General features: G+C 59.4%; 25 protein-coding genes. 10 read left to right on the top strand and 15 right to left on the bottom strand.

The features are described from left to right. The first annotated feature begins 169 nt into the window (after positions 1-169). Positions 170-1,987 (top strand): tetratricopeptide repeat protein, encoded by a 1,818-nt coding sequence (locus GBEM_RS05550; protein ID WP_012529539.1) that lies wholly within the window; start codon positions 170-172, stop codon positions 1,985-1,987. A gap of 71 nt (positions 1,988-2,058) precedes the next feature. On the opposite strand, the gene GBEM_RS05545 is transcribed toward GBEM_RS05550, so the two are convergent. Beyond that, positions 2,059-2,796, bottom strand: coding sequence for a glycosyltransferase family 2 protein (locus GBEM_RS05545; protein WP_012529538.1), 738 nt, complete (start codon positions 2,794-2,796; stop codon positions 2,059-2,061). 207 nt (positions 2,797-3,003) lie between these two features. On the opposite strand from GBEM_RS05545, the gene GBEM_RS05540 reads away from it, so the two are divergent. The 4 genes from GBEM_RS05540 to GBEM_RS05525 all read left to right on the top strand — a co-directional run bounded on the left by GBEM_RS05540 (position 3,004) and on the right by GBEM_RS05525 (position 6,117). Next, on the top strand, positions 3,004-3,402 hold the full coding sequence (locus GBEM_RS05540) for a hypothetical protein (RefSeq protein ID WP_012529537.1): 399 nt from the start codon (positions 3,004-3,006) through the stop codon (positions 3,400-3,402). 63 nt (positions 3,403-3,465) lie between these two features. Then, positions 3,466-3,867 carry an OB-fold nucleic acid binding domain-containing protein gene (locus tag GBEM_RS05535; protein WP_012529536.1) on the top strand — a complete coding sequence of 134 codons (402 nt, stop codon included), beginning with the start codon at positions 3,466-3,468 and terminating at the stop codon, positions 3,865-3,867. A gap of 396 nt (positions 3,868-4,263) precedes the next feature. Continuing rightward, complete coding sequence (locus GBEM_RS05530; protein WP_049762619.1) at positions 4,264-5,001, top strand: cytochrome c3 family protein; 738 nt, start codon at positions 4,264-4,266, stop codon at positions 4,999-5,001. 45 nt (positions 5,002-5,046) lie between these two features. Then, a complete protein-coding gene (locus GBEM_RS05525; RefSeq protein WP_012529534.1) occupies positions 5,047-6,117 on the top strand; it encodes a tetratricopeptide repeat protein in 1,071 nt (356 codons plus the stop codon). A gap of 294 nt (positions 6,118-6,411) precedes the next feature. Here the strand turns inward: GBEM_RS05525 and GBEM_RS05520 are convergent, their stop codons facing one another. The 8 genes from GBEM_RS05520 to GBEM_RS05485 all read right to left on the bottom strand — a co-directional run bounded on the left by GBEM_RS05520 (position 6,412) and on the right by GBEM_RS05485 (position 13,058). After that, complete coding sequence (locus GBEM_RS05520) at positions 6,412-7,377, bottom strand: CxxxxCH/CxxCH domain-containing protein (protein WP_012529533.1); 966 nt, start codon at positions 7,375-7,377, stop codon at positions 6,412-6,414. Positions 7,378-7,527: 150 nt separating this feature from the next. After that, entirely contained in the window at positions 7,528-8,502 is a 975-nt protein-coding gene (locus GBEM_RS05515) for a hypothetical protein (RefSeq protein WP_012529532.1), read from the bottom strand. Between the two features lie 542 nt (positions 8,503-9,044). Beyond that, a complete protein-coding gene (locus tag GBEM_RS05510; protein ID WP_041262679.1) occupies positions 9,045-9,341 on the bottom strand; it encodes a hypothetical protein in 297 nt (98 codons plus the stop codon). A 422-nt stretch (positions 9,342-9,763) separates the two neighbouring features. After that, entirely contained in the window at positions 9,764-10,393 is a 630-nt protein-coding gene (locus tag GBEM_RS05505) for a hypothetical protein (protein WP_012529530.1), read from the bottom strand. Between the two features lie 188 nt (positions 10,394-10,581). Beyond that, complete coding sequence (locus GBEM_RS05500; protein ID WP_012529529.1) at positions 10,582-11,055, bottom strand: DUF2318 domain-containing protein; 474 nt, start codon at positions 11,053-11,055, stop codon at positions 10,582-10,584. Between the two features lie 86 nt (positions 11,056-11,141). Further along, positions 11,142-11,558 carry a heavy-metal-associated domain-containing protein gene (locus GBEM_RS05495; RefSeq protein WP_012529528.1) on the bottom strand — a complete coding sequence of 139 codons (417 nt, stop codon included), beginning with the start codon at positions 11,556-11,558 and terminating at the stop codon, positions 11,142-11,144. A gap of 199 nt (positions 11,559-11,757) precedes the next feature. Then, positions 11,758-12,852 carry a two-component system sensor histidine kinase NtrB gene (locus GBEM_RS05490; protein ID WP_012529527.1) on the bottom strand — a complete coding sequence of 365 codons (1,095 nt, stop codon included), beginning with the start codon at positions 12,850-12,852 and terminating at the stop codon, positions 11,758-11,760. Positions 12,853-12,863: 11 nt separating this feature from the next. Then, positions 12,864-13,058 carry a ferredoxin gene (locus GBEM_RS05485; protein WP_012529526.1) on the bottom strand — a complete coding sequence of 65 codons (195 nt, stop codon included), beginning with the start codon at positions 13,056-13,058 and terminating at the stop codon, positions 12,864-12,866. A 238-nt stretch (positions 13,059-13,296) separates the two neighbouring features. Between GBEM_RS05485 and GBEM_RS05480 the strand changes: the two genes are divergently transcribed. Then, complete coding sequence (locus GBEM_RS05480; RefSeq protein WP_012529525.1) at positions 13,297-13,839, top strand: hypothetical protein; 543 nt, start codon at positions 13,297-13,299, stop codon at positions 13,837-13,839. A gap of 17 nt (positions 13,840-13,856) precedes the next feature. Here the strand turns inward: GBEM_RS05480 and arsS are convergent, their stop codons facing one another. Further along, entirely contained in the window at positions 13,857-14,816 is a 960-nt protein-coding gene (gene arsS, locus GBEM_RS05475) for an arsenosugar biosynthesis radical SAM (seleno)protein ArsS (RefSeq protein ID WP_041262677.1), read from the bottom strand. Positions 14,817-14,826: 10 nt separating this feature from the next. Then, on the bottom strand, positions 14,827-15,159 hold the full coding sequence (locus tag GBEM_RS05470; protein ID WP_012529523.1) for an arsenosugar biosynthesis-associated peroxidase-like protein: 333 nt from the start codon (positions 15,157-15,159) through the stop codon (positions 14,827-14,829). Positions 15,160-15,478: 319 nt separating this feature from the next. On the opposite strand from GBEM_RS05470, the gene GBEM_RS21705 reads away from it, so the two are divergent. The 4 genes from GBEM_RS21705 to GBEM_RS05455 are packed head-to-tail and all read left to right on the top strand — an operon-like array spanning position 15,479 to position 17,822. Continuing rightward, positions 15,479-15,709: a hypothetical protein gene (locus GBEM_RS21705; RefSeq protein ID WP_226373931.1), complete on the top strand. Its 231-nt coding sequence runs from the start codon at positions 15,479-15,481 to the stop codon at positions 15,707-15,709. Further along, on the top strand, positions 15,706-15,897 hold the full coding sequence (locus GBEM_RS21700) for a QcrA and Rieske domain-containing protein (protein ID WP_226373930.1): 192 nt from the start codon (positions 15,706-15,708) through the stop codon (positions 15,895-15,897). The genes GBEM_RS21705 and GBEM_RS21700 overlap by 4 nt, the downstream gene beginning before the upstream one ends. A 24-nt stretch (positions 15,898-15,921) precedes the next feature. After that, the gene (locus GBEM_RS05460) at positions 15,922-17,025 is read left to right on the top strand and encodes a cytochrome b (protein WP_012529521.1); all 1,104 of its coding nucleotides are present in this window, start codon (positions 15,922-15,924) and stop codon (positions 17,023-17,025) included. Then, on the top strand, positions 17,022-17,822 hold the full coding sequence (locus GBEM_RS05455; protein ID WP_012529520.1) for a cytochrome c3 family protein: 801 nt from the start codon (positions 17,022-17,024) through the stop codon (positions 17,820-17,822). Before GBEM_RS05460 ends, GBEM_RS05455 begins: the two co-directional genes overlap by 4 nt. Here GBEM_RS05455 and GBEM_RS05450 read toward each other — a convergent pair. The 4 genes from GBEM_RS05450 to GBEM_RS05435 are packed head-to-tail and all read right to left on the bottom strand — an operon-like array spanning position 17,819 to position 21,248. Then, positions 17,819-18,307 (bottom strand): acyltransferase, encoded by a 489-nt coding sequence (locus GBEM_RS05450; RefSeq protein WP_012529519.1) that lies wholly within the window; start codon positions 18,305-18,307, stop codon positions 17,819-17,821. The two genes, GBEM_RS05455 and GBEM_RS05450, sit on opposite strands and share 4 nt — an antisense overlap. Before the next feature lie 13 nt (positions 18,308-18,320). Next, complete coding sequence (locus GBEM_RS05445) at positions 18,321-18,623, bottom strand: acyl carrier protein (protein WP_012529518.1); 303 nt, start codon at positions 18,621-18,623, stop codon at positions 18,321-18,323. Positions 18,624-18,656: 33 nt separating this feature from the next. Continuing rightward, a complete protein-coding gene (gene nadE, locus GBEM_RS05440; protein WP_012529517.1) occupies positions 18,657-19,643 on the bottom strand; it encodes an NAD(+) synthase in 987 nt (328 codons plus the stop codon). 24 nt (positions 19,644-19,667) lie between these two features. Continuing rightward, a complete protein-coding gene (locus GBEM_RS05435; RefSeq protein WP_012529516.1) occupies positions 19,668-21,248 on the bottom strand; it encodes a class I adenylate-forming enzyme family protein in 1,581 nt (526 codons plus the stop codon). Positions 21,249-21,259 lie beyond the last annotated feature (11 nt).

The raw sequence follows: 21,259 nt of genomic DNA, 5'->3' as shown, positions 1-21,259 counted from the left end.
CCGTTTTATTTACCGACGCTTCCCCGCAGGGGTTCGGGCGCCAAATCTTACGCCATAAGCGGAACTTTTACAATTCAAACTTTATATGATACATTGGGCGCCCTGTCGGCCCTTGGCTGATTTCGTCTCAGCTAACAACCACTTCCTCACGACAAAGGTACCTACCAGCATGACGTACACGCGCTCTACCCAAAAGCACCTCCTGGTGTTTCTGATTTTGGCCCTCGTGGGCCTCGCGGCCTACGGCAATACCTTCTCCGTCCCGTTCCAGTTCGACGACGACGCCTACATCGTTAACAACCCCGCCATCAAGGATTTCAACGCCTTCATATCACCGGGCACCGTCACTGGAGGAGCAGAGCTCTCACCGACCGCCATCCCGCCTGCACTGCGGGTCGCTTTCATGACGCGCATCGTGGGTTACCTTTCGCTCGCAGTCGACTACCACATACACGGCCTGCAGGTCGCCGGGTACCATATCGTCAATCTTGCACTGCATATCATTAACGCATGGCTCGTGTACCTGGTGCTGGGGCACCTGTTCGGGGTCAGGGGGAAGGACGAGCTCGAAGAAGGGTCCGCCGGGATAAGGCCACTGCCACTGATCGGGGCACTACTGTTTCTTTGCCATCCGATCCAAACCCACGCGGTCACCTACGTCACGTCGCGCTTCGTCCTCCTGGCCTCATTCTTCTCATTGCTCGCCTTGACCTCCTACCTCGGCTTTCGCGAGGCCCACAATGGCTCCCGAGCGAAGTTCTACCTCGCCCTTTGCGTCGTCTCCGCCTCGCTGGGCATGCTGACCAAGGAATTCACCTTCACCCTCCCCTTCGTCATCGCGCTTTACGAGTTCTCCTTCTTCCCCGGCACCTTTCGCGACCATCTGCGGAAGGTCTGGCCGGTTGCGCTTGCCGTTCCCATCATCCCCGGTCTCATCTTCCTCCAGAAAGGGCAACTCACCGCCCTCGGCGGCACCATGCGCACCCTCACCGCCGCGGACTCGTCCGGCATCGGAAGGCTCGACTACCTGCTGACCCAGTTCAACGTGGTGGCAGGCTACCTGCGCTTGCTGCTCTTCCCTTTGGGGCAGAACGTCGACCACGACTTCGCGGTGCAGCACAACCTTGCCGCTCCAGCCGTCCTCCTCCCGCTTTTGCTGCTGCTATGCCTGTTCGGCTGGGCTGCCGTCGGGTACGTCCGTTCCCTGCGCGCCGGGGACGCCGCAGCGAGGGTGATCCCTTTCGGCATCCTCTGGTTTTTCATGACCTTATCGGTCGAGTCAAGCATCATCCCTCTCGGAGAGTTGTCCGCGGAGTACCGGCTTTACCTCCCCTCCCTTGGGGTAATCATCGTGCTGTGTTGGCTCGCTGACCGGGCATGCCTGCGTCTGTCGGCGGGAAGAAGGGCTCGGTTCGCGGCTGCCCTTGTCGTCATCGGGATGCTCGGTACGCTGACCATCCTGCGCAACAGCGTGTGGCAAAGCGAAATTTCATTGTGGCGGGACGCGGTGAAAAAGAGTCCGGCGAAGCTGAGGCCCCATCAAAACCTGGCGCTCTATTACGGGAAGGCAGGACGGTTGGAAGAAGCGAGACAGGAACTGCAGCAGGCGATCGCCATCAAACCGGACGACTTCGAACTGCACAACAACCTGGGCATCGTCTATCGGCAACAGGGGAACCTCGATGCCGCGATCCTGGAGTACGAGCGCGCCCTGCAGCTCGAACCCGCCGATGCGATGGCGCGCTACAACCTTGGCAACGCCTACCTGGGACGGGGAAGGTACCAGGAGGCGCTTGAACAGTACCAGTCATGCCTCAAACTGATCCCGGATTACGACGATCTCCACAACAACATGGGCATCGTCTACAACAAAGCCGGACAAAGCGACGCCGCGATCAAGGAGTTCCAGGAGGCCCTGCGCCTCAATCCGGCAAACGCACATGCCAGGAGGAACCTGGAAAGCAGCATGAACCGGGCGACGAGGTGAAGCGGGCCTGGCCGCTTGGGGAGATACCCCATTGAGCGGCCGGCTGCACATCGTTGTCCTTGCCGTCCGCGTTACCGGAAAATCCCGCTCTTCACGAGCCCAATTTTCTGCAGCCGAAATTGGAGCGAGGTCTTCAGGACGCCTAGGCCGTAAGTCACGCTGCGGCGGAAATTGATTGACGACGCATCCTCGAAATACTTGGTGGGACAGGTCAGTTCACCGATACGGTAGCCGTACCAGATGATCTGTGCCAGCATCTGGTTGTCGAAAACGAAGTCGTCGGAGTTTTCGTCAAGCGGCAATTGCGCGAGGATGTCCTTGGAGAAGGCACGATAGCCGGTGTGGTACTCGGAGAGCTTGTGCCCCAGCATCAAGTTTTCAAAGAGGGTGAGAAAACGGTTGGCGACGTACTTGTACAGCGGCATGCCCCCCTTCAGCGCCCCGATCCCTAGAATGCGGGAGGCAAGGACTGCGTCGAACTCGTCATAGGCTATGAGTGAGGCCATGGCGGGGATGAGCTTGGGGGTGTACTGGTAATCGGGATGGACCATGATGACGATGTCGGCGCCGAGCCCGAGGGCCGCGCGGTAACAGCTCTTCTGGTTTCCCCCGTACCCCTTGTTGTCGGTGTGAACTATGGTGTGGATGCCGAGACGCTTAGCTACGTCCGAGGTCCGGTCGCGACTTGCATCATCGACGAGCACCACTTCGTCCACGATCTCGAAGGGGATCTCGTTGTAGGTCATCTCGAGGGTTTTTTCGGCGTTGTACGCCGGCATCACAACGACAATTTTTTTTCCATTTAACATATCAAGTCCTCGTCAGCATTGGTATGACCAGCCGTAGCAAGCTGCGGGCGATGATAGCAAGATCAGCCCTTGAATGCATAGTAAAAAGATCAACATGTTTCTTCCCAACTCCGGGTCGCGCCGGGGCTCAACAATATCGTTGAAATAGCAGCGCGCCGAGGCTATAGCACCTCGACACTTTATCCTTATGCCACCGAGGGGTTTGCGATGACCACTTTGACGCGAAACGTGATCTTCTTTCTCATCACCTGCTTCCTGCTGGGCCCGTTCACCGCCTGGGCGGCGGAGCCCCACAAAGAGATTCCGCCCATCGTAGACATGCTTCAGGGGGGAGGCGCCAAACTCAGCTCCGACAAGAAGTACATCGTCAACGACAAAGGGGAGATCATCGCGAAGGAAACTGCGAACAGTTACAAGAAGGAGAGCGCCTCCGAGACGGCGGTGACGCTCGCTTCCGAGCCGGGAAAGGAAGGCGTACCGGCCGCACCCAAGGTGGTTTTCTGTAATAAGAAATGCGGCCTGATTCAAAAGCGCTGCTACACGGACAACGACGGCAACATCGTCTGCATCAACAACTGCGAGAAAGAGCTGATGATCTGCGATTGACGTATCCCCCCTCCAGTGCCCGACCGGTTTTTGGGCGATCAAACATAACAGAAGGAGAAATGCATGAATGCTTACGTGAAAATTCTGGTTGCGGTCCTTGCCCTTTCACTCCCAGCCGTCGGCCAATGCGCCGACAAAGGCGCAGCAAACGACAAAGCGGCCGCAGGCAAGGTATATCGCGTCAGTGATGTATTCAAGAACAAGGCGCAGCTGAACAAGCAGTCCGTCACCGTTAAAGGGAAGATCGTCAAGATCTCCGCCGGTATCATGGGCAAAACCTGGATTCACCTGCAAGACGGCAGCGGCAGCGCAGCCGCCAAGGACAACGACCTGACCGTAACCACAACGCAGGACGCGCCGTCGACAGGTAAGACCATTACCGTCACGGGCACCGTGGCGAAGGACAAGGACTTCGGCAGCGGGTACTTCTACCCCGTCATCCTCGAAAACGCCACCATCAAGTAACACTCATCACCGTTGCCCCGAGCCCCCTGCCCCGCAGGGGGCTTTTTCATGTCGCAAAGGCGATAAGCAAAAGTAGGCTTCGTTTACTTCCGCGTTCGATTTCGGATCAACTGCCGCAAGTAGTTACGGCCTGGCACCAAATGATCGGCTCCCCTGGTTTCTCTACGCAGTTGCGATCTCAAGCGGCCCGGATGCGCCGTGCCGATGTCATGGGGCGGCGGCTGCGAGTTTGCGCGCGAAGACGGCAGGCCCGGCAGGTTGCTCACGAGCTAACCATCAGACAAAGCTAACGATGTTCTTGACAAAGAAAGTTTCGTTGGGTTATAGATTTAAGCCATTCTTTTCGCCGTGCGGCATGTTATCGGGAACCCTGTTATGTCTTTTATGCGTATTCCAATGCTGGTTATTGCTGTGGTAATGCTCTGGGCTGCTGCGCAAGCCTCCGATGTGTTCGATATCGTGTTCAAGCCGCGCTACGGCGGCGAAGTCGTCTTCAGCCACGACATCCACACCAGCAACCCCAAAATCGCGGACAACTGTCCGACCTGCCACGAGAAAACCTACAAGACCAAGAGCAAGAAACCGGTCACCATGGCGCAGATGGAGAAGGGAAAGTCCTGCGGCGCCTGCCATGGCCGGATCGCCTTTCCTCTCGCAGCCTGCGGGCGGTGTCACGGTATCAGGACCATAACCTTCGACGTGCCCTACGTGGGTAATGTCAACTTCCTCCATAAGCCGCACACCGACAAGTTCCCGTGCGGCGAATGCCACAACAAACTGTTTTTTCCGGGCAGAAATCCCCATGCCACAATGGCCGAGATGGAAAAGGGAAAGTCATGCGGTGCATGCCACCGCGGCAAAAAGGCCTTCGCCCTCAGGGATTGCTCCCGGTGTCATTTGGCGGGAAACCTACTCATGAAGTGTGTAAACGCCGGCCCCGTGACCTTCAGCCACGGCTATCACACCAAGCTCTACCGCTGTACCGATTGCCATCAAAAGATTTTCCCTCTCGACTACAGCACTCCGAGGGTGAGCATGCATGAGATGGAAAGTGGGAAGTCATGCGGAGCATGTCACGACGACTACACGGCATTCACCATCAGGGAAAACTGCGTCAGATGTCATGACATGTGAGCCGTCGGCGGAGCTTGACCGACGCCCTTGTAACCGGAGATACCCTTGAAATACCGTAACGCAGCTCCAGCCCTTATCATCCTGGCGGCCCTATCGGCAGTAGGCGCCGCAGCACAGGACAATGCCTGTTCATCCCTGGAGGGGATGGGGTTGGCAGATCTGCGCAAATCGAAGATAGTCGACGAAGCCCATCCGGCCGGCGCACCCCAAAACGACCGTTTCTTCTCAGAGCTGGCCGGGGACGGAAACGCCGCCGTCACCAACAACACCGGTGTCGACCGCGCCACAGGCAACAACATAGAGAGAAACGTTGCCGAAGCGTTGAACTGCTTCTCCATTTCGGCACGGCAATCCCAACTGGAGGCTGCTTACAACCTGGGGGTCATGTACGCATCCGGTCTGGGCGGAAAGCGTGATTACGCACAGGCAGCGGCATGGTTCAAGGAGGCTGCCGATCAAGGCGACTCCCAATCCCAGTACTTCCTGGGGAACATGTATCGTGAAGGATGCGGCGCACCACGCAGCATCGCCGAGGCACTGAAATGGTACCGGCTCGCGGCAGAGAAATGGCACATTGGGGCACAGGAAGGTATCGCCCAGATCTACCTCGCCGAAAATAGCCTTCCGGACTCCGGGCAGAAGTGGCACGCTCTTGCCGGCGTGCCCCCTGCCGAGGCGGCCTACCAAGTGGCGCTGCACTGCGGCAAAGGCCCCGGAAACGCGTGCCGGCCGGCCGATATTGCCGTTTGGCTGCGCATTGCAGCGAATAGCGGCAACATTGCGGCAGCTCACGACCTAGCGCAACTATACGAGCAACATGCCGCGAAGTTCGCCACAGGCTCCGAGGCGGTGAAATGGTACCTCGTCGCGGCCACGCACGGCCATGCGAACTCCCAGTTGCATGTAGGCCTTTCGTACAACACTCAGGGGCCCTCCCGCGACATGGTTCAGGCCTGGGTGTGGCTAGATTTCGCGGCCCGGCAGGGCGTGGAAAAGGCTGCCGAAGTAAGGGATGCCTTGGTAGGGGAAATGACACGTAGGGAGTTTTACGCCGCACAAAGGCTTAGAAGGGACATGGAGCAGGTTGCGGGGATCCTTCCCCGCGAGTCGCGCTAGTAGTGCCCAATTACCTTAGTAACTATAACTACTTTCCTTTGAAATTGCGTGGCTTCAACTGCTCACTTTGGAGCAAAAAGTGAGTGTTCAAGTTGCCGGCCCCAGTTCATGGAGCATTCCCAGTAGCTAGCTTACTCCGTATACATGGGCCGTTTGCCCATAGCACATTTCATAATTTTTCAGATACAGCCTAAAACACACCAGCAAGCAACTTTTGTAGTAGGTTTATAATGGAAGAAGGGCAGCCCGGAAAAGGCTGCCCTTCTTTGTTTCAAGACGGGACGGCGTGAGTTTTTAATGGCAACCGAAGCACCACGTTTTGAAGGTTGCCTGCACCTGGACCGAGCCGTTCGCATGGAGGCTGGGGTTGGTGATAGTGTCGCCGATACCGTTGCCCGGACTGGACGCGTCCGGGTGGCAGAACTGGCATTGGTTAGCCTCTCCTGTTGGCCCTTGGTTGGCATGCTTGCCGCTATGCCAGATATTGCTCCCATTGGAGCCGTTACGAGGAGGGTCGTCGTGGCAGGCGGAGCAACCGGCGGGACCGGTCGTGTACCAGGAGGGGGTGGCTCGCGGCACCCCGCCGCCGTAAGTCAAGGTGCTGAGGACCACAGCATCCATACCCCAGTCATAGGTGTAGTAGCTGAAGGTACCGGATATGTTGTGGCACGCCACGTTGAGGCAGGTCTTAGCGCTGGCGTCAAAAGTTGGAGCAGGCTTGCCCGCCGCATAGGCAGGCCCATTTTTATCGAAGACAAGCCGGCCGCCGACCTTGTGGCACACAGCGCAGTCAAATGTGTAATGACCAGCTACTGCCATGCCTGGCGCACCGTGGGCACCGGTCGGTGTACATGAAGGATCCCCGTCCACGCAGACTTCATCCTGCGTCATCAGGGCAGCAGTCTTAGACAGGGTAATGCCTTTCTTCACGTAATAGCTTTCGACGGTGCTGTCATGTGGCACCCACATCTTGCCGTCGTAGATGAACTCCTTCCCGATCGTGGTATCGAAATAAGTCATGCCGAACACAGCAACCGGGGGGGGAGCAGAAAGCCTCTGTCGCGCTTGCATGGGAAGCTTACTGACATCCACGGTGGAGGCAGCCGATATCGTCTGTTTACTTTCGGATGCGCCGGTTTGGGACGCCTCCTGGGTAACAGTGGAGACGTCGCCGCAGCCGGACACCAGTAACAGCACCAACGCAAAAGCATACCGGCTAAAATCCAGGCTCTTCAGGTTTATATATCTCCCAGCAGACATGAGTCCTCCTTTTGCAGAGAATTCTGCAGGATACGGCTGCCACGTCGAGGGATCGCCCCTCATTGCACTCCAAGCAGGTCCTACTACAGATCCACGGCAGTTGTTCCGCGATCAATTCCAAGTTCACCTGTCGTTGTGATCAAAGCAATCTCAATGACAGCCGTAGCAGGCAGATGTGAAGACAGCAGACACATTGGCCGTCCCGTTTGCGTGCAAAGCCTTGTTGGTAATGGTGTCACCGATGCCGTTCCCGGGGCTGGAAGCATCAGGGTGGCAGAGCTGGCATTGGTTGAGCGCACCGGTTGGCCCTTGGCCGCCATGGTTGCCGCTATGCCAGACGTTGCTTCCGGTAGAACCGTTGCGAGGCGGATCATCGTGGCAGGCGGTGCATCCGGCAGCCCCGGTGGAAAACCACGACGCCGTGGGGCGGGGCGTCGAGCTACCGTAGGTAATCGTTGTCAGGACCGTAGTGTCGAGCCCCCAATCGTAGGTGTAGTAACTAAACGAGCCGCTCACGACGTGACACGCCACATTGGAACAGGTCTGAGTGGTAGTGTTGTAGGTGGGAGCCGCGAGCCCAGACGCATATGCCGGACCGGTTTTTAAAAAGGACACACGCCCGCCAACCTTGTGGCAGACCGCGCACCCATAGGCGTAATGTCCAGCAGGAGTTGAGCCGGGACCTCCGTGGGCACCGGAAGGGGTGGCGGCAGGGTCTCCATCGGTGTAAACGTCAGACTGGACCATGGATGCCGTGGTTTTCGCACCAGTCTTTGCAGCGCTTTCCGCCTTGCGCGCGGCATAGAAACTGTCCACGGTATTGTCGTGTGGAACCCAGGAATTGCCATCAAAGATGTATTCCTTGCCTGTGTTGGCCTCGATGTAAATCATCCCGAAAACAGCTACGGCGGGAGAAGCGGAAAGCTTCTGTTTCCCGCGGGCGGGAAGGGCGCTCACTTCAGCGCTTGTGGCCACCCTGGTGGTCACTTTGCCTAACGTGGTTGCAGATTGACCGTCAGCCGGTCCGGCAGAAGATGAAGTATCCTGGTTGCATCCAGCGACCAGTAGCACAGGCAAAGCAAAAGTGCCAAAAACAAGCCCCAAGTGAAGACGCCTGACGGACATGATGTCACTCCTTTGCATATCAACGATATTTGTTCATTTTTAGGCGAACAGTTCACCCTGTCGCACACTTGAAACAGGAGTTCCACTATACCACTACGTCACTTACTGACTGTAACGTTGATGCACCCAAGATAAAAAAAGCTAGTCAGCCTATACCATAGCCGCACTTAGGTGTCAAAAAACATTTGGAATTTTATAAATTAATTTTAAAACATTAGCAATAAAAAATTTAATTAGAGCGCAACCGACTACTGAGCTTGTTTGTTAGGGCTTTTAATGGTGAGAGCCTTATTGAATCCGTCCTGTTATCCCGATAGGGTAAAGGGAAGGTTCAGTAGGGAAGATGTTGAAGCCCGGATGCAGGCGGGGCAGGAGCTATGTTGGGACACATGCAGACTGAGCGGGTAGGAGGCGGGGTTCCCCCCGCCATCTTCCCATTCCGGTGCAGCCACCGGTAGAGTCCCTCAAACCGGCCTATTTGACAGCCCTTCGGCCGCCGAGCGGCATATAGATGACCCGATAACCTAAGAAGCCTATTCCTTTCATTTATCACTAGTCACTAACGCTAACTGGTTCGTCTCCAACAGTTCCAACTTTTTTGCACGGCGTAAAAAGCCCACCGACTCTTCTTTATTTTGAGCTACCCCCCACCCCATTCCGTACATAAGACTAAGGTAAAAGTTGGCTTTCGCGCTATCACACTTTTTGAATTCTGCGGCTGCCTCGGCATAGCGCTGCTGACGGAAGGCGTTCAAGGCAGAATCGAAATCAGCCAGAACCGGTTGAATAGAAGTCAATAAAAGAAATATCGCTAGGAAGAGCCTGCACAGTCCTTTCATAGTTACCCTCCAACTCAAATTTCACTTCGTTGTTGCATGCTCTGGAGTTCAGCAACGGGCGTGCCAAGACATGCCTCAGCATAACCGCCTGATTTACCGTCGATTGGCGTGCTATCCCCCGGGAGCGGCAGTACATCAACAATTGAACACCTGGACGAGCATTCAATGGAAAGCACCGGTTTAACTGAAGAAAAATTCGAACAGGAGGGGTGAGCAGAACTAGAACAGCAGAAGTAAAATCACTTCCCCGGCCATTCGGAAAGGGCGAGGAAGGTGTCCTTAAGTCAGAAGGAGAAGATGGAGAACATACACGCAAGGTGAAGGTACTCCCCCCGACTGAATACGGAAAGAGATCTTCCACCGTTCTGGCGGAAACATGGCGAGGGGTGTGGATGGACGTGCGAGGCGAGGAGGGCTGTGCGTTATCCCTCCGGATAGTCGGAAAGCGCCAGGAAGGTTTCCTTCAGTTCAAAGGAGAATATGGAGAACATCCTCTCGGCGAGGCGAGTGGTGAGAAGGGGGGGGAACAGCGGAACGGCCAGCCGGTAGATCAGGTCCAGCATGCCGTCGTGGGGGTTTTCCTCGAGGAACAGCGCGCCGTACTGCAGGACCGGCGCGAACAAAAGCGCCTCTTCCATGACCGCGTCGTCCTCACTGAAGTAAGGGAGGATCATTTCCAGGGAAAAGCAAAGGCCGGAACCGCCCGCATCCTCTGAGATGCTGAGCAGCAGCTCGTCCTGCGGCGAACCGAACTCCAGTGATTCAGGGGAAACGTTGCCGGCGGGAAGCACCAGTACCTTGCCGTGGATGGGATCGATCCCGTAGGGCGCACCCCTTCCGGCCAGGAAACGCTCCAATGTCTGGTATCCCTTGGTCTGCAGTCTCCCCATACCGCGGTAGAAAGCGGGCCGGAACAGGTCGCGATTGGCGATCAGTTCCTCCAGCGGCACGAATTCCTGCTCGGCAGCGGAAGGTCTGGCGCTCCTGATCTCCTGGTTGTTCACTACGAGCTTGAGGTGAGACCTCTTGCGTTCGTCTTTGTCCTTGGTCATCGATTCTCCCCTGGTGCTGCTCGCCTATGTTTAATACACCGCGGGAAGGACGGGTGTCAAGAAATGCCTCGAAAGGGATGCCGACGGCGCAAAGGAGGGGAAAGGATGGCGGGTGGGGAGGTAATTGCTCCCCCCCAACCGGCGGTGGCCGGAGCGGAGGGGGCAATTGCCAAGCATGTGGAAGGCTCTTAGAAGAAGCGGGCCCCGGCCTTGAGGTCGTCAACCGTGATGCTGACGTTGGCCGCGTCTATCTTCGCCGGGAGATGGGATGGGTTGCAACCGCCGCTGCTGGCCGCGCCGATGCGTACCGACGCGAACTTCATGCCGCAGTTCTTGCAGACCATCTTGTCCCCAAGTTGCTCATACCCTTTTTTCTCGCGATAGCAGACGTCGCAGGCGTCAAAGGCGGTGTGGAGTATTCCGTCGCTCCCCTTCACTACGAAGAAGTTGATCTCCTTCCCTCCTTCTACGATCTTGAAAAAATGGGCCTTGCCGTCGCTTACCTTGGATACCGGGATGGTTACGCTGCCGTTTACCGGCTTCACCTTGTCGTATTTCCCCATTCCGGGGAGGTTGAAGGCGAAGGCAACCGTGGCCGCCAGGAGCAGCGACAGGGATACGAGCAAGAGGTACTTGAGGCCTGTTCTGCATTTACAAACCATGAATTACTCCTTTTCACCCGGTCGAGCCGGGGCTTTTGTGCTGAAGCACTCTCAGCAAGGCTCTACCAAAAGTAGCTACCGGCGGATCACTGAGCGCTGCCGCAACCGCGCGGACCGCAGCAGCCTCCCGCGGCCTGCCCCCCCAGGTCCCGCCCAACAATCGACTTGAACTGTTGAGGGGTCAGCACCTGTGCGACCTCGGATTTGAACCCCGCTGCGGCGACGGTCCGCGCCAAACTATCGGGCGCCACCTGCTTGGAATCGTAACCGGCGAGGACCAGCCCGCCGGCCAGATCGATCTCGGTGGCGGCCACTCCGCGCTGGGACTGCAGCACTTTGGTTATCTTGCTGACGCAACTGCTGCAGGTCATCCCGGAGGTGCGCAGCACCACCACCTGGTCGGCGGTCGCGCCAACCCGCACGTAAAAGGCCGAGACAACGAGGATGACCACCACGGCAACAACCAGCGAGCAGTTGACGGCTGTGAACTTTATGTTTTTCATGCGATTGCTCCATTCGCCCGGGCACCCGAAAGGGTGCGTGACCACAGTGAACGGTCAAGGCAAATACAAGGAGCGTGCCACCCTAGGTGCGGATCGCAACTGCAAGGTATCATTAGCGGCGCTAGCGGCCTCGTCGGCAGCTGACGGCGCAGCCTGTAGAATATCCAACAACCCCGTAGAATTTTCCACAGCCCGCCACTTAGGTTTCCGTCGGCAGCCGGGCCCGGAAGCAGGCCCCCTCGCCCGGCGTGCTTTCCACTTCCAGCGTCCCGCCGTGTCCCTCCAGTATCTTTTTGGTGATGGAGAGCCCGAGGCCGGTGCCGCTTCCCTTGGTGGTGAAGAAGGGTTCGAAGATCTTGCCGATCGCCTCGCGCGCGATGCCGGGGCCGTTGTCGCTGAAGCGGATCTCGATGCTGCGACTTTGGCGGTCGTAGCTCGTCGTCACCAGGACCCGCCCCCCTGGAGCGGAAGCCTGGATCCCGTTGAGGATGACGTTCATGAATGCTTGGCGCAGCTTTTCCGGATCGGCGGAAAGCGTCGGAACCTCCCCGGGAGTAAACCGCAGTTCCACCTCCTCGCCTCGGGCCTGGGCAGAGAGGAGCGTTACCATGTTGGCAAGCTCGTAGTTGATGTCGCACTCTTTCTTGATCGCCGGCTCGGAGCGCGCCATGCGCAGGAAATCCTCCACCACGTGGTTCAGGCGGTCAGATTCCTTCACCAGTATCCCCAGGAACTCGTCGCGGTTGGCGGCCGCCCCATCCTCCCTGAGGATCTCGGCGGTACCGCGTATCGAGGCCAGCGGGTTGCGTATCTCGTGGGCCAGGATGGCGGAAAGCTCACCAAGAGCCGACAGGCGCTCCGCCCGGCGCAACTGCTCCTCAATCCTGATGATGAGTTCGGACTGGGTCCTCAACTGCCGGTAGGAATCTTCCAGCCCCTTCGCCGTCTCCTCAAGCTGCTCCCTGCGGGACCGTTCCTGCTGCGAGAGCATCCCGGTGATCCCCCCTACCACGTTGTAGAGGATCACCTCGAGGTACTTCTCCATTTCCATGGCGATGTGCCCCCCCCACTGGAACAGGATGTGCGGGGCGTAACAGAAGGTGACCAGCAGGGCGCAGCCGATGCCGCCGCGAAAGCCGAACCAGTAGGCGGCGAGGATGATGGGAATGTAGTAGAGGCGCTGGAAGATGTCGTGCAGCATGGCAAGCCGCAGCGGGGTGAGGTAATGCAAAAGGCTGATCCCTATGACGCAGGCAACGAGCACCGTACCTCGGGCAAGGTCAGTTCTCTTCATGGCGCTCCCCGTCATTCCACCCACACGATGCAGGAGACCGGGCAGAGCTCCACGGCCTGCGACTGGATGGTCTCGGTATCCGCTCCTTCCGGGTCGTAGCACTCTGACTTGCCGTGCGAGTCGAAGCGGAATACCTGCGGCAGGTTGCCGATGCAGATACCGCAGCTTATGCATTGATCCTTGTCCACCCATGGTTTGCCTGCCACCGTATCCCCCTTCAACCCCTTGTTACTGCAGGATCTTACGCCTGACAGCGGACACTATATATCAGAAGCCAGCCATCTCCCAATGAAAAATCGCGCTTGACTTTTAATCGCGGCCCAAGAGAATAAATTGGTGTTTTCTAATCGACCATAAAAAAGGGGCCGCGGATGCAGCTGGAAGCAGAAAGGAGCGTCAACCTCGGATGTCTCACATCCTGAGAGGTTTCGTACGGGGGTGCCTATGAACAGACATGGATGCACAGTAGTCGCCGCCTTGCTGGTTCTCTCCAGCAGCGGCCCGGCCCGGGGGGCCTTCTATACCTATTACCCTTACCAGATGTACGAGGAATACCACCGGCGCTACACCGAGCCCCGCCAGCCGGAGCCGCAGGTAAACGGCCGCAGGGATGCAGAGGGGGTAAAGCAGCCGCAGCCGGTGAAGCCGGCGGCGAAGCCTGCGCCGGAGTTCCTGTTTCCGGAGCGGCTGGGGGTCGGGGTCGCGGTGGGGGTGCCGCAGGACTTGTTCTACCTGCCCCAGGGATACTACCTGTGGCGCCAGGGAGGCTGGTACCACTCCAGCTCCTACGACGGCCCCTGGGGGATGGTCCGGAAGGGGGAGGTTCCCGCGCAGCTAGTGAAATACGACTTGGCCACTATGAGGGAACTCAGAAACCAGGAGTACCGGCGCTACTGGGAGGAGAGGGAAAAGTATCGGGGAAAACGGTTCCGGCCGGCCAGGAAGCCGTCGCTATTATCCAAGGAGCCGGGGAAGCGGCCTAACTAGGCCACGATATTCCCCCCTCAGGTGAAGCCGGCGCCTACGGTGCAGGCGAAACAATGGTCGGCGGTCGGGATCATCGTCCCCGGCGCCGGCAGCTCGGCGAGCGTCGAGATATGGGTCTCCTCCCCCCCGTACCACCCCCCCTGCGCCAGATGGAAATCACAATCGAAAAGCCTGCCGCGCCAGTCGACGGAGAGCTGGTAGCGGCACATGAGCCCGGCGACGCTGCAGGGGTTGAAACCGTCGGCAAGCTGCGCCAGGTAACCCTCCAGATTCCCTGAACGCTCAAGAAAAGAGCGGAATCGCCCCAGCGGCACGTTGGCGAAGGTGTAAAGGGAGTTGAAGCTGATGCCGTGCCTGCGGGAAAGGTCGCTTCTGAACTTCTGCTCGGCCTGCTGCTGGGGGGGAGGAAGAAAGGCCCCGGAAGGGTTTGAGACCAGGTCGAGCCTAAGTGGGCTATCCGGCATCCCGTAACCCAGCGTGTTCAGCCTCTTCAGGGCGTCGACGCTCCGCCCCCAGACCCCTTCACCGCGCTGCGCCTCGGTCTGCGCGGCGTTACTGGCCGGCAGGGAAGCCACCAAAGCTACGCCGAGTTCGCGGTAGAGCTCACACAAGGCAGATCCCTCTCCGCTATTCAGCGCCACCAGGTTGGTCCGGACCATGAGCCGGTCGGTAAGCGGGGCGAGCGAGCGGACCAGGCGGTCGAGGTCCGGGACCAGCTCAGGAGCTCCGCCGGTCAGGTCAATACTCTGGAACCGGAAGCGGCGGGCACAGTCGATCACCGCGTCCATGGTGTCTCGGTCCATCATCTCGACCCGCTGCGGCCCCGCCTCCAGATGGCAGTGGCGGCAGCTTAGGTCGCAGGCAAGTCCCACATTCACCTGCAGCACGCGGGTCTCCTCGCGGGTCAACTGCAGGCCGTGCTTCGCCAGCGCCTCGCCAAAGCTTCCTCCTCCCAACGGATTTGCAGCCATCGGCATCCCCTCTCCTCTACAGCGAGAGCTTCTCGGCGATCTTGCGCATCTGCACCGCATGCACCAGGGATGCTCCCCCCCTGATGGCAGTCGCCACATGGACCGCCTCGGTCATCTCGCCCAGATGGGACCCCTTCTCCAGGCAGGCTCGGGTGTAGGCGTCAATGCAGTAAGGGCACTGGACGGTGTGGGCTACGGCGAGCGCTATCAGTGCCTTCTCCCGCTCGGTCAGCTCCCCCTCGGTGAAGACCTCGTTGTAGTAGGCGAAGAACTTCCCGGCCAGTTCCGGCGCGTCCTTTCCTATTTCGGCGAAATTCCCGAGATCCTTTGGGGCGTAATAGGTTTCCATCCTCTCTCCTTTTTCTTTCGCGTCGCTTGTCGACACCGGGCGTCCGGCGGCGCGAGCCGCGAAAGAATACCCAAATTTCGGCACCCGGTAAAGCACAATCCAGCAATCCCCCCGGCCGCAGAGAGGCATCAGATTCATTTTCATTAGAAATGTCGCAACCTTCTGTCCCCCGTCACCCACGCGTGGCGCGACTCCAACGGGTCAAAGCCGGAGGTGAGACTGTGGCAAAAGCCATTTTCATGAACCTTACGCACTTGAAATGGCAGGGGCAGTCATTATACTTGAGCCGGGCCAGAAAAGGCCGACCGGGGGAGGGTGCATGGATAGTGACGGCAGGAGGAAGTTTCTAGGGGTATGTCTGGCCGGGACAGCGGCGGCGGCAGCAGTTGCCGCGGGCTACCCGGTCTTTCGGTTTATGGCTCCGAGGTCCGGCGCGACCGGGCTGCAGAAGCTGGTCATCTCCGCCGCGGATCTGCAGGAGGGTGAGGCAAAGTTTTTCGAGTACGGCGGATCTTCCGCGGTACTGGTAAAAACCAAGGGGGGGAAATGATCGCCCTTTCCGCGGTCTGCACCCACCTAGGCTGCATCGTGCAGTGGGTAAAGGAGCAGCAGCACTTCCTCTGCCCCTGCCATGGCGGGCAGTTCGCCACCGACGGAACCGTTCTCGGCGGCCCCCCTCCCAGGCCGCTGGCGAAAATCCCCGTGACGGTCACCGGCGGGAACATCACCATAGGGTAGTCCTTTGCCGCACATGGAGGTGCAATGTCCTTGTTTAAACGTCTGTACCGTTGGGTCGACCTGCGGGTAGGCATCGGCGAGATCGCGGATAAGGAGCTCACGGGCTACCTGCTCCCCCGCAACATAAACGCGTGGTATTCCCTGGGAAGCGTACTCATGGTCGCCTTCGCCATCCAGGTGGTGACCGGGATGCTGCTCCTGGTCTACTACGTGCCGGACGCGGAGAAGGCCTTCAAGAGCGTCAACTTCATCATGAACGAGGTTCCCTTCGGCTGGCTGATCCGGCTCTGCCATGCGGTCGGGTCCAACACCATGATCGCCGCGCTCATCTTGCACATGCTCTCCACCCTGGTGATGGGAAGCTACAAGAGCCCCCGGGAGCTGAACTGGCTCAGCGGTTTCCTGCTCTTCACCCTGGTGCAGGGGATCTCGCTCACAGGCTATCTCGCCCCCTGGAGCCAGCTCTCCTTCTGGGCCACCACCGTCGCCACGAACTCGGTGAGCGCACTTCCGGTGGCGGGCCCCGGCATGGTGGAATTCCTGCGCGGCGGGAAGCTGGTCGGGCCTGCGACCCTGGGGCGCTTCTTCGCGCTGCACGTAGCCTTCCTGCCGCTGGTGATCAGCGTCGTGATCGTGGTGCACATCTTCCTCCTGAAGCGCACCGGCATCTCGGCCCCGCCATTTGGCAGAAGCGACACCAAAACGCCCTGGCAGGCCGAGCGCTACCGCTACCAAAGCCACCCGGGCGGCATCCCCTTTTTCCCCAACTACATGCTGGAGGACACCACCTCGATCTGCATCTACCTCGCCATTTTCCTGGGCGTTGTCTTCTTCTGGCCCTCGATGCCTTTCACCCCGGACGCCTTCGTACCGGCGGACCCCTTCAAGACGCCGGCGCACATCAAGCCTGAGTGGTACTTCCTGGCCAACTACCAGACCCTGAAGATCTTCCCCAACGAGCTTCTGGGGCTCACCGTGCAGGGAGCGGCCATGACCCTTTTGGCCCTGCTCCCCTTTGCCGACCGCTCACCGGAGCGGCACCCCCTGAAGCGCCCGCTTTTCCTGGCGCTGGTGGTCGGTGGAATCCTGCTCTGGATCGCTCTTTCCGTATGGGGGCACCTGTCATGACCCGGACTTTAACAAGCCTCCTCATCCTGATTCCCCTGGCCCTCGTCCTCGCCTCATCCGCCTGGAGCGCGGAGGCGCCGGAGAGCGTCTGCCTGCAGTGCCACGCCTCCCTCCCGGACCGGCTGGGTGCGCCGGTGAACCTCTGGCAAAAGAGCGTCCACGCCCAAAACGGCATTTCCTGCAACAGCTGCCATGGCGGCGATCCGAAGGACGCCCCCACAGCCATGACCCCCGCCAAGGGTTTCCTGGGAGCGCCGAAGGAGGGGGCCATCCCCGCCTTTTGCGGTCGCTGCCATCCCGGCGTGCTCAAGGATTACCTCTCCAGCGCCCATGGCAGGGCTCTGGGCAAGGGAGGGCCCACCTGTGTCACCTGCCATGGCAACCACGAGGTGCTCAAGGCCTCACTCACGCTTATAAACGAGAAGAGCTGCAGCCGCTGCCACAGCTTCGAGAGGGCGAGGATCATCAGGGACGGCATGCAGCAGACCGAGGCGCACATCCAGGGTATCGAGCTTAGGCTCGGCGGATACGGCTCCATCGGGGTGGACACCGAAAGGCTCGGTAAGGAGCTCTTCTCGGTCCGCAACAGCTTCCACTCGCTCTTTCACGAGGTGAACACGGCGCGGGTGAAGTCGGAATCGGGGAGGATCAACGCGGAACTGTCCAAGCTGGACAGGGAACTGCAGCTCATTGATGAAGAGCAGGTAAGGCGGAGGATCATGGGGGGGATCGCCGTAGCGGCCCTGCTGTCGATAGCGCTTCTGGCCTACCTATTGAGGAGAACCTTCCGGGACTAGAGTTTTTTGAGGCCGAAGACGAACCGGTCGTAGTCTACCCGCCCGTCACTGGTGAGAGGATGGGTGATGCGTGCCAGCGGCGCGGCAGGGGTGTGTCCAAAGAGGACCCCCGGGGGGACCGACTTGGTCACCACGCTCCCCGCCACGACCACCGATCCAGCTCCGATGGTGACGCCGTTGAGGATAGTGCAGTTGGGGCCGATAAAGGCGTCCTGCTCTATCACCACCCTCCCCGTCCCGGTGTCCAGCGACCGCTCGCCCAGGTAGAAATGGGCGAAAATGGTGCACCTAAGGCCGATGGTAACGTTGTCCCCGATGGTTATCTGCTCGGGGTGTATCTCGTCGATGTAAACCAACTGGCTGATCCAGACGTTTTTGCCGATCTGGACGCCCCGCATCCTGTGCAGCCATGGCCTCAGGGAGAACCCCCCTGGGGCCACCATGGCCATTTTGCCCAACATTCTTTGCAGCGTTTTCCTGACCATCGTCCGCTCCCGCTCAGACCGCGCCGTCGGCGCCGCCTACCGCCACCTCGAGCTCTTCGCCCACGAAAGCCGCCATCTTCATCTTGTTCTCGATGAAAGCCGCCACCTTGCTCACCGAATCGAGGTTCTCCGGGATAAGCTCCTCGTCCTCCACAACCACCCGGTACTGTTCCTGAATGAACGCCACCAGTTGCAGTATGCCGGTGGAATCCACGATCCCTTCTTTGATGAAGGAGCTGTCGTTGTTAAGCGTTCCGGCGTCCCCGAAGAGGAAATTGTCGACGATGAAGCTTCTGATATCTTCTTGCAGGCTCATGTGCGTCTCCTTTTTGGTCTCGATATGCCGGCCTCACTGCCAGTCGACCGCCTCCACCAGCAAGGGAGGCAGGTGCAGGTACCGGGTGCTGCTCCTTTTTACTTCGATGTCCTGGAATACCAGCCGGACCTGCTCTGGGGTGAGCCCGAGGGCTGCCGCCACGCTTTCTGGCGCGACTCCATTGTTTTTGGCGAAAAGGCAGAGATCCATCTCCGGGTAGGGAAGCGAGAAGTAGAACTCGTCCTGCCCTTGCGCCAGGGAATAGGTGTCCGTGGTGGGCGTTCTGCGGCGGATCTCCTCAGGCACCCCCAGGTATTCGGCCAACTGGTACACCTGCGACTTGTACAGGTGCGCGATCGGCTTGATGTCGGCCGCTCCGTCCCCGAGTTTCACAAAAAACCCCTGGTCGTACTCCAGTCGGTTGGGGGTGCCTGCCACGGCGAAGTTGAGCCGATCGGCGTGGTAGTACTCCAGCATCTTGCGGATGCGCTGTTTGAAGTTGGTGGCGGCAACGATCTGCAGGTAGGGCTTGAAGGGGAGGCGGACCCGGGTGGTGCCCTGGGCCCCGTCCTGGGCCACCAGGTAAAAGGAGGTGAAGCCGGGATGCTCCATGTTGTTGGAGATCACGATCTTGGACTTCCACCCCTCCCCGTAGCCGGGGACGACCATCCTGACCGCCTCATCGTACTTGCGATAGCACCCCACCGCTTCCAGGGCTGCAGAGATCTCCTCCAGGACCGTCTCGATGCCGAGGGCGGCGGCCAGCTTGCCGCTTAGCTTCTGGCTCTCGCCGGACGAGTGCCGCTCGGGCATCTCGAGGCCGATCACCCGCTCCTTACCGATCGCCCGCACTGCCAGGGCCGCAGTAACGCTGCTGTCGATCCCTCCCGAAAGCGCCACCACCAACCCGCGCCGCTTTACCTGGGTCAGCATCAGCTCTTTCACCCTGGCGCAAATACGCTCCACTTCCCGTTCCGGGTCCAGGCGGAGCACTTCTTTGGAAAATATCCCACCATTCATATGTTCACCCTTTTCACCCTTTCTTCAGTCTCCCTGGCGGCCGCTACAACATGGGCCGGCCAGGGGTGGCGCCTCTAAACAGGCGGCGCGGTCAATCTTGCCGCTGGCGTATTTGGGCAGCGCCGCGACGAACCTGATCTCGGAGGGGATCTTGTGCCGTGGGAGCCTGGACAGACAGCGGGAGAGGAGCACCTTGTCGCTTGGGTTTTCCTGGAGCGACACCGCGATCGCCACGAGTTTTTTCCCCAACAGGTGGTCGTCCACGCCCAGTACCGCCACCTCAAGGAGCTCCCCCGTCGCCATCAGCGCGTCCTCAATCTCCTGGGGGTCGAGGCGGTGCCCTCCCACCTTGAGCAGATGGTCCTTTCTGCCGGTCACGTAGAGGTAGCCGTCCCCGTCGCGGTACCCCATGTCGCCGGTGTGGTAGCCGTTGGCGTCAAGAACCCTCCCGGTGGCAATCTCGTCCCTCCAGTACCCCAGCATGATGTTCGCCCCGGAGGCCACCAGTTCGCCGATCTCCCCCTCGGCGACTTCTTCCCCCTTCTCGTCCAGGACCCGGACGGTTACTCCTGGAATAGCCCTGCCGATGGAATCGATTTTCTCAACAAGCATTTCCGGCTCGACATAGGTGAGCCGGGCAGCCGCCTCGGTGGCGCCGTACATGATGTAGAGCCTTGTGTGCGGCGGGAGCACCTCCATAAGCCTCTGCTTGATCTCACGCGCCATGTGCCCTCCGGCCTGGGTGCAGTAGCGCAGCGCCGGAAGCTTGTCCCGGAAAGCCGCCAATGGCGACCGGTGCAACAGGTAAGCGTAGGTGGAAGGGACCCCCGAAAAGCCGGTGACTCCCTCCTGCGCCATCTGCCTTATCACCGGCGCGCTGTAGGCGAACGCGTTGTTGACGACCACGGTTCCGCCCACCGCCACGTGCGTGTTCAGAAGCGATTTCCCCATCACGTAGAAAAAGGGGAGCACCACCATCTGGACGTCGTTCTCGTTCAACCCGAGGTACTGGATGATGGAGCAGGTGTTGCTCACGATGTTGCGGTGGGAGAGCATGACCCCTTTCGGGGCGCCGGTCGACCCGGAGGTGTAGATGATCCCGGCGAGGGCGGAGGCGTTGGTGGCTAGGCCGTGATCGGGAAGATCGGCGTCGGTCACTACCTCGTCCCAGGCAAACACCCTGGCGCCTCGGGGTGTACGGGAGCCGCTCGCGTCCTTGATCAGCAGGAGGCGAATCCCGAAGAGGTCGCTGTCGATCCCATTCAAGAGTTGTTCGCCTTCACTGCCGCAGATCACGGCTACGGCGTGCAGGTCGGCCAGGAGCTCACGAAGCGCATCAACCCGCAGATCGCAGTTGAGCGGCACCGCGACTGCCCCTGCCTTGAGAATCCCGTAGTAACCCGCAAGGTACTCGATGCCGTTTTTAAGCAGCAGCACCACTCGCTCGCCGGGAAGTACACCTTCATCTATGAGCCAGCCGGCAACCCGGTTGGCACGGGTGTTCGCCTGGCGGTAGGTTATGCGCAGGTCCCCTTGCACCAGTGCGACCTTGTCGGGGCGAATTCTTGCGCTGTTTTCCAAGAGGTTGTGTACCGCGGGCTCCATAACAGACTCCT

Origin of the sequence: Citrifermentans bemidjiense Bem, assembly GCF_000020725.1 — a bacterium.
Classification (GTDB): Bacteria; Desulfobacterota; Desulfuromonadia; order Geobacterales; family Geobacteraceae; genus Geomonas; species Geomonas bemidjiensis.
The sequence above is the reverse complement of the archived record's forward strand: the minus strand, read 5'-3'. Positions and strand labels throughout refer to the sequence as shown.

Coding starts and splice junctions, on each gene's coding strand:
- GBEM_RS05550 (WP_012529539.1), top strand. CDS start 170: ATGACGTACACGCGCTCTACCCAAAAGCACCTCCTGGTGTTTCTGATT.
- GBEM_RS05545 (WP_012529538.1), bottom strand. CDS start 2,796: ATGTTAAATGGAAAAAAAATTGTCGTTGTGATGCCGGCGTACAACGCC.
- GBEM_RS05540 (WP_012529537.1), top strand. CDS start 3,004: ATGACCACTTTGACGCGAAACGTGATCTTCTTTCTCATCACCTGCTTC.
- GBEM_RS05535 (WP_012529536.1), top strand. CDS start 3,466: ATGAATGCTTACGTGAAAATTCTGGTTGCGGTCCTTGCCCTTTCACTC.
- GBEM_RS05530 (WP_049762619.1), top strand. CDS start 4,264: ATGCTGGTTATTGCTGTGGTAATGCTCTGGGCTGCTGCGCAAGCCTCC.
- GBEM_RS05520 (WP_012529533.1), bottom strand. CDS start 7,377: ATGTCTGCTGGGAGATATATAAACCTGAAGAGCCTGGATTTTAGCCGG.
- GBEM_RS05515 (WP_012529532.1), bottom strand. CDS start 8,502: ATGTCCGTCAGGCGTCTTCACTTGGGGCTTGTTTTTGGCACTTTTGCT.
- GBEM_RS05510 (WP_041262679.1), bottom strand. CDS start 9,341: ATGAAAGGACTGTGCAGGCTCTTCCTAGCGATATTTCTTTTATTGACT.
- GBEM_RS05505 (WP_012529530.1), bottom strand. CDS start 10,393: ATGACCAAGGACAAAGACGAACGCAAGAGGTCTCACCTCAAGCTCGTA.
- GBEM_RS05500 (WP_012529529.1), bottom strand. CDS start 11,055: ATGGTTTGTAAATGCAGAACAGGCCTCAAGTACCTCTTGCTCGTATCC.
- GBEM_RS05495 (WP_012529528.1), bottom strand. CDS start 11,558: ATGAAAAACATAAAGTTCACAGCCGTCAACTGCTCGCTGGTTGTTGCC.
- GBEM_RS05490 (WP_012529527.1), bottom strand. CDS start 12,852: ATGAAGAGAACTGACCTTGCCCGAGGTACGGTGCTCGTTGCCTGCGTC.
- GBEM_RS05480 (WP_012529525.1), top strand. CDS start 13,297: ATGAACAGACATGGATGCACAGTAGTCGCCGCCTTGCTGGTTCTCTCC.
- arsS (WP_041262677.1), bottom strand. CDS start 14,816: ATGCCGATGGCTGCAAATCCGTTGGGAGGAGGAAGCTTTGGCGAGGCG.
- GBEM_RS05470 (WP_012529523.1), bottom strand. CDS start 15,159: ATGGAAACCTATTACGCCCCAAAGGATCTCGGGAATTTCGCCGAAATA.
- GBEM_RS21705 (WP_226373931.1), top strand. CDS start 15,479: ATGGATAGTGACGGCAGGAGGAAGTTTCTAGGGGTATGTCTGGCCGGG.
- GBEM_RS21700 (WP_226373930.1), top strand. CDS start 15,706: ATGATCGCCCTTTCCGCGGTCTGCACCCACCTAGGCTGCATCGTGCAG.
- GBEM_RS05460 (WP_012529521.1), top strand. CDS start 15,922: ATGTCCTTGTTTAAACGTCTGTACCGTTGGGTCGACCTGCGGGTAGGC.
- GBEM_RS05455 (WP_012529520.1), top strand. CDS start 17,022: ATGACCCGGACTTTAACAAGCCTCCTCATCCTGATTCCCCTGGCCCTC.
- GBEM_RS05450 (WP_012529519.1), bottom strand. CDS start 18,307: ATGGTCAGGAAAACGCTGCAAAGAATGTTGGGCAAAATGGCCATGGTG.
- GBEM_RS05445 (WP_012529518.1), bottom strand. CDS start 18,623: ATGAGCCTGCAAGAAGATATCAGAAGCTTCATCGTCGACAATTTCCTC.
- nadE (WP_012529517.1), bottom strand. CDS start 19,643: ATGAATGGTGGGATATTTTCCAAAGAAGTGCTCCGCCTGGACCCGGAA.
- GBEM_RS05435 (WP_012529516.1), bottom strand. CDS start 21,248: ATGGAGCCCGCGGTACACAACCTCTTGGAAAACAGCGCAAGAATTCGC.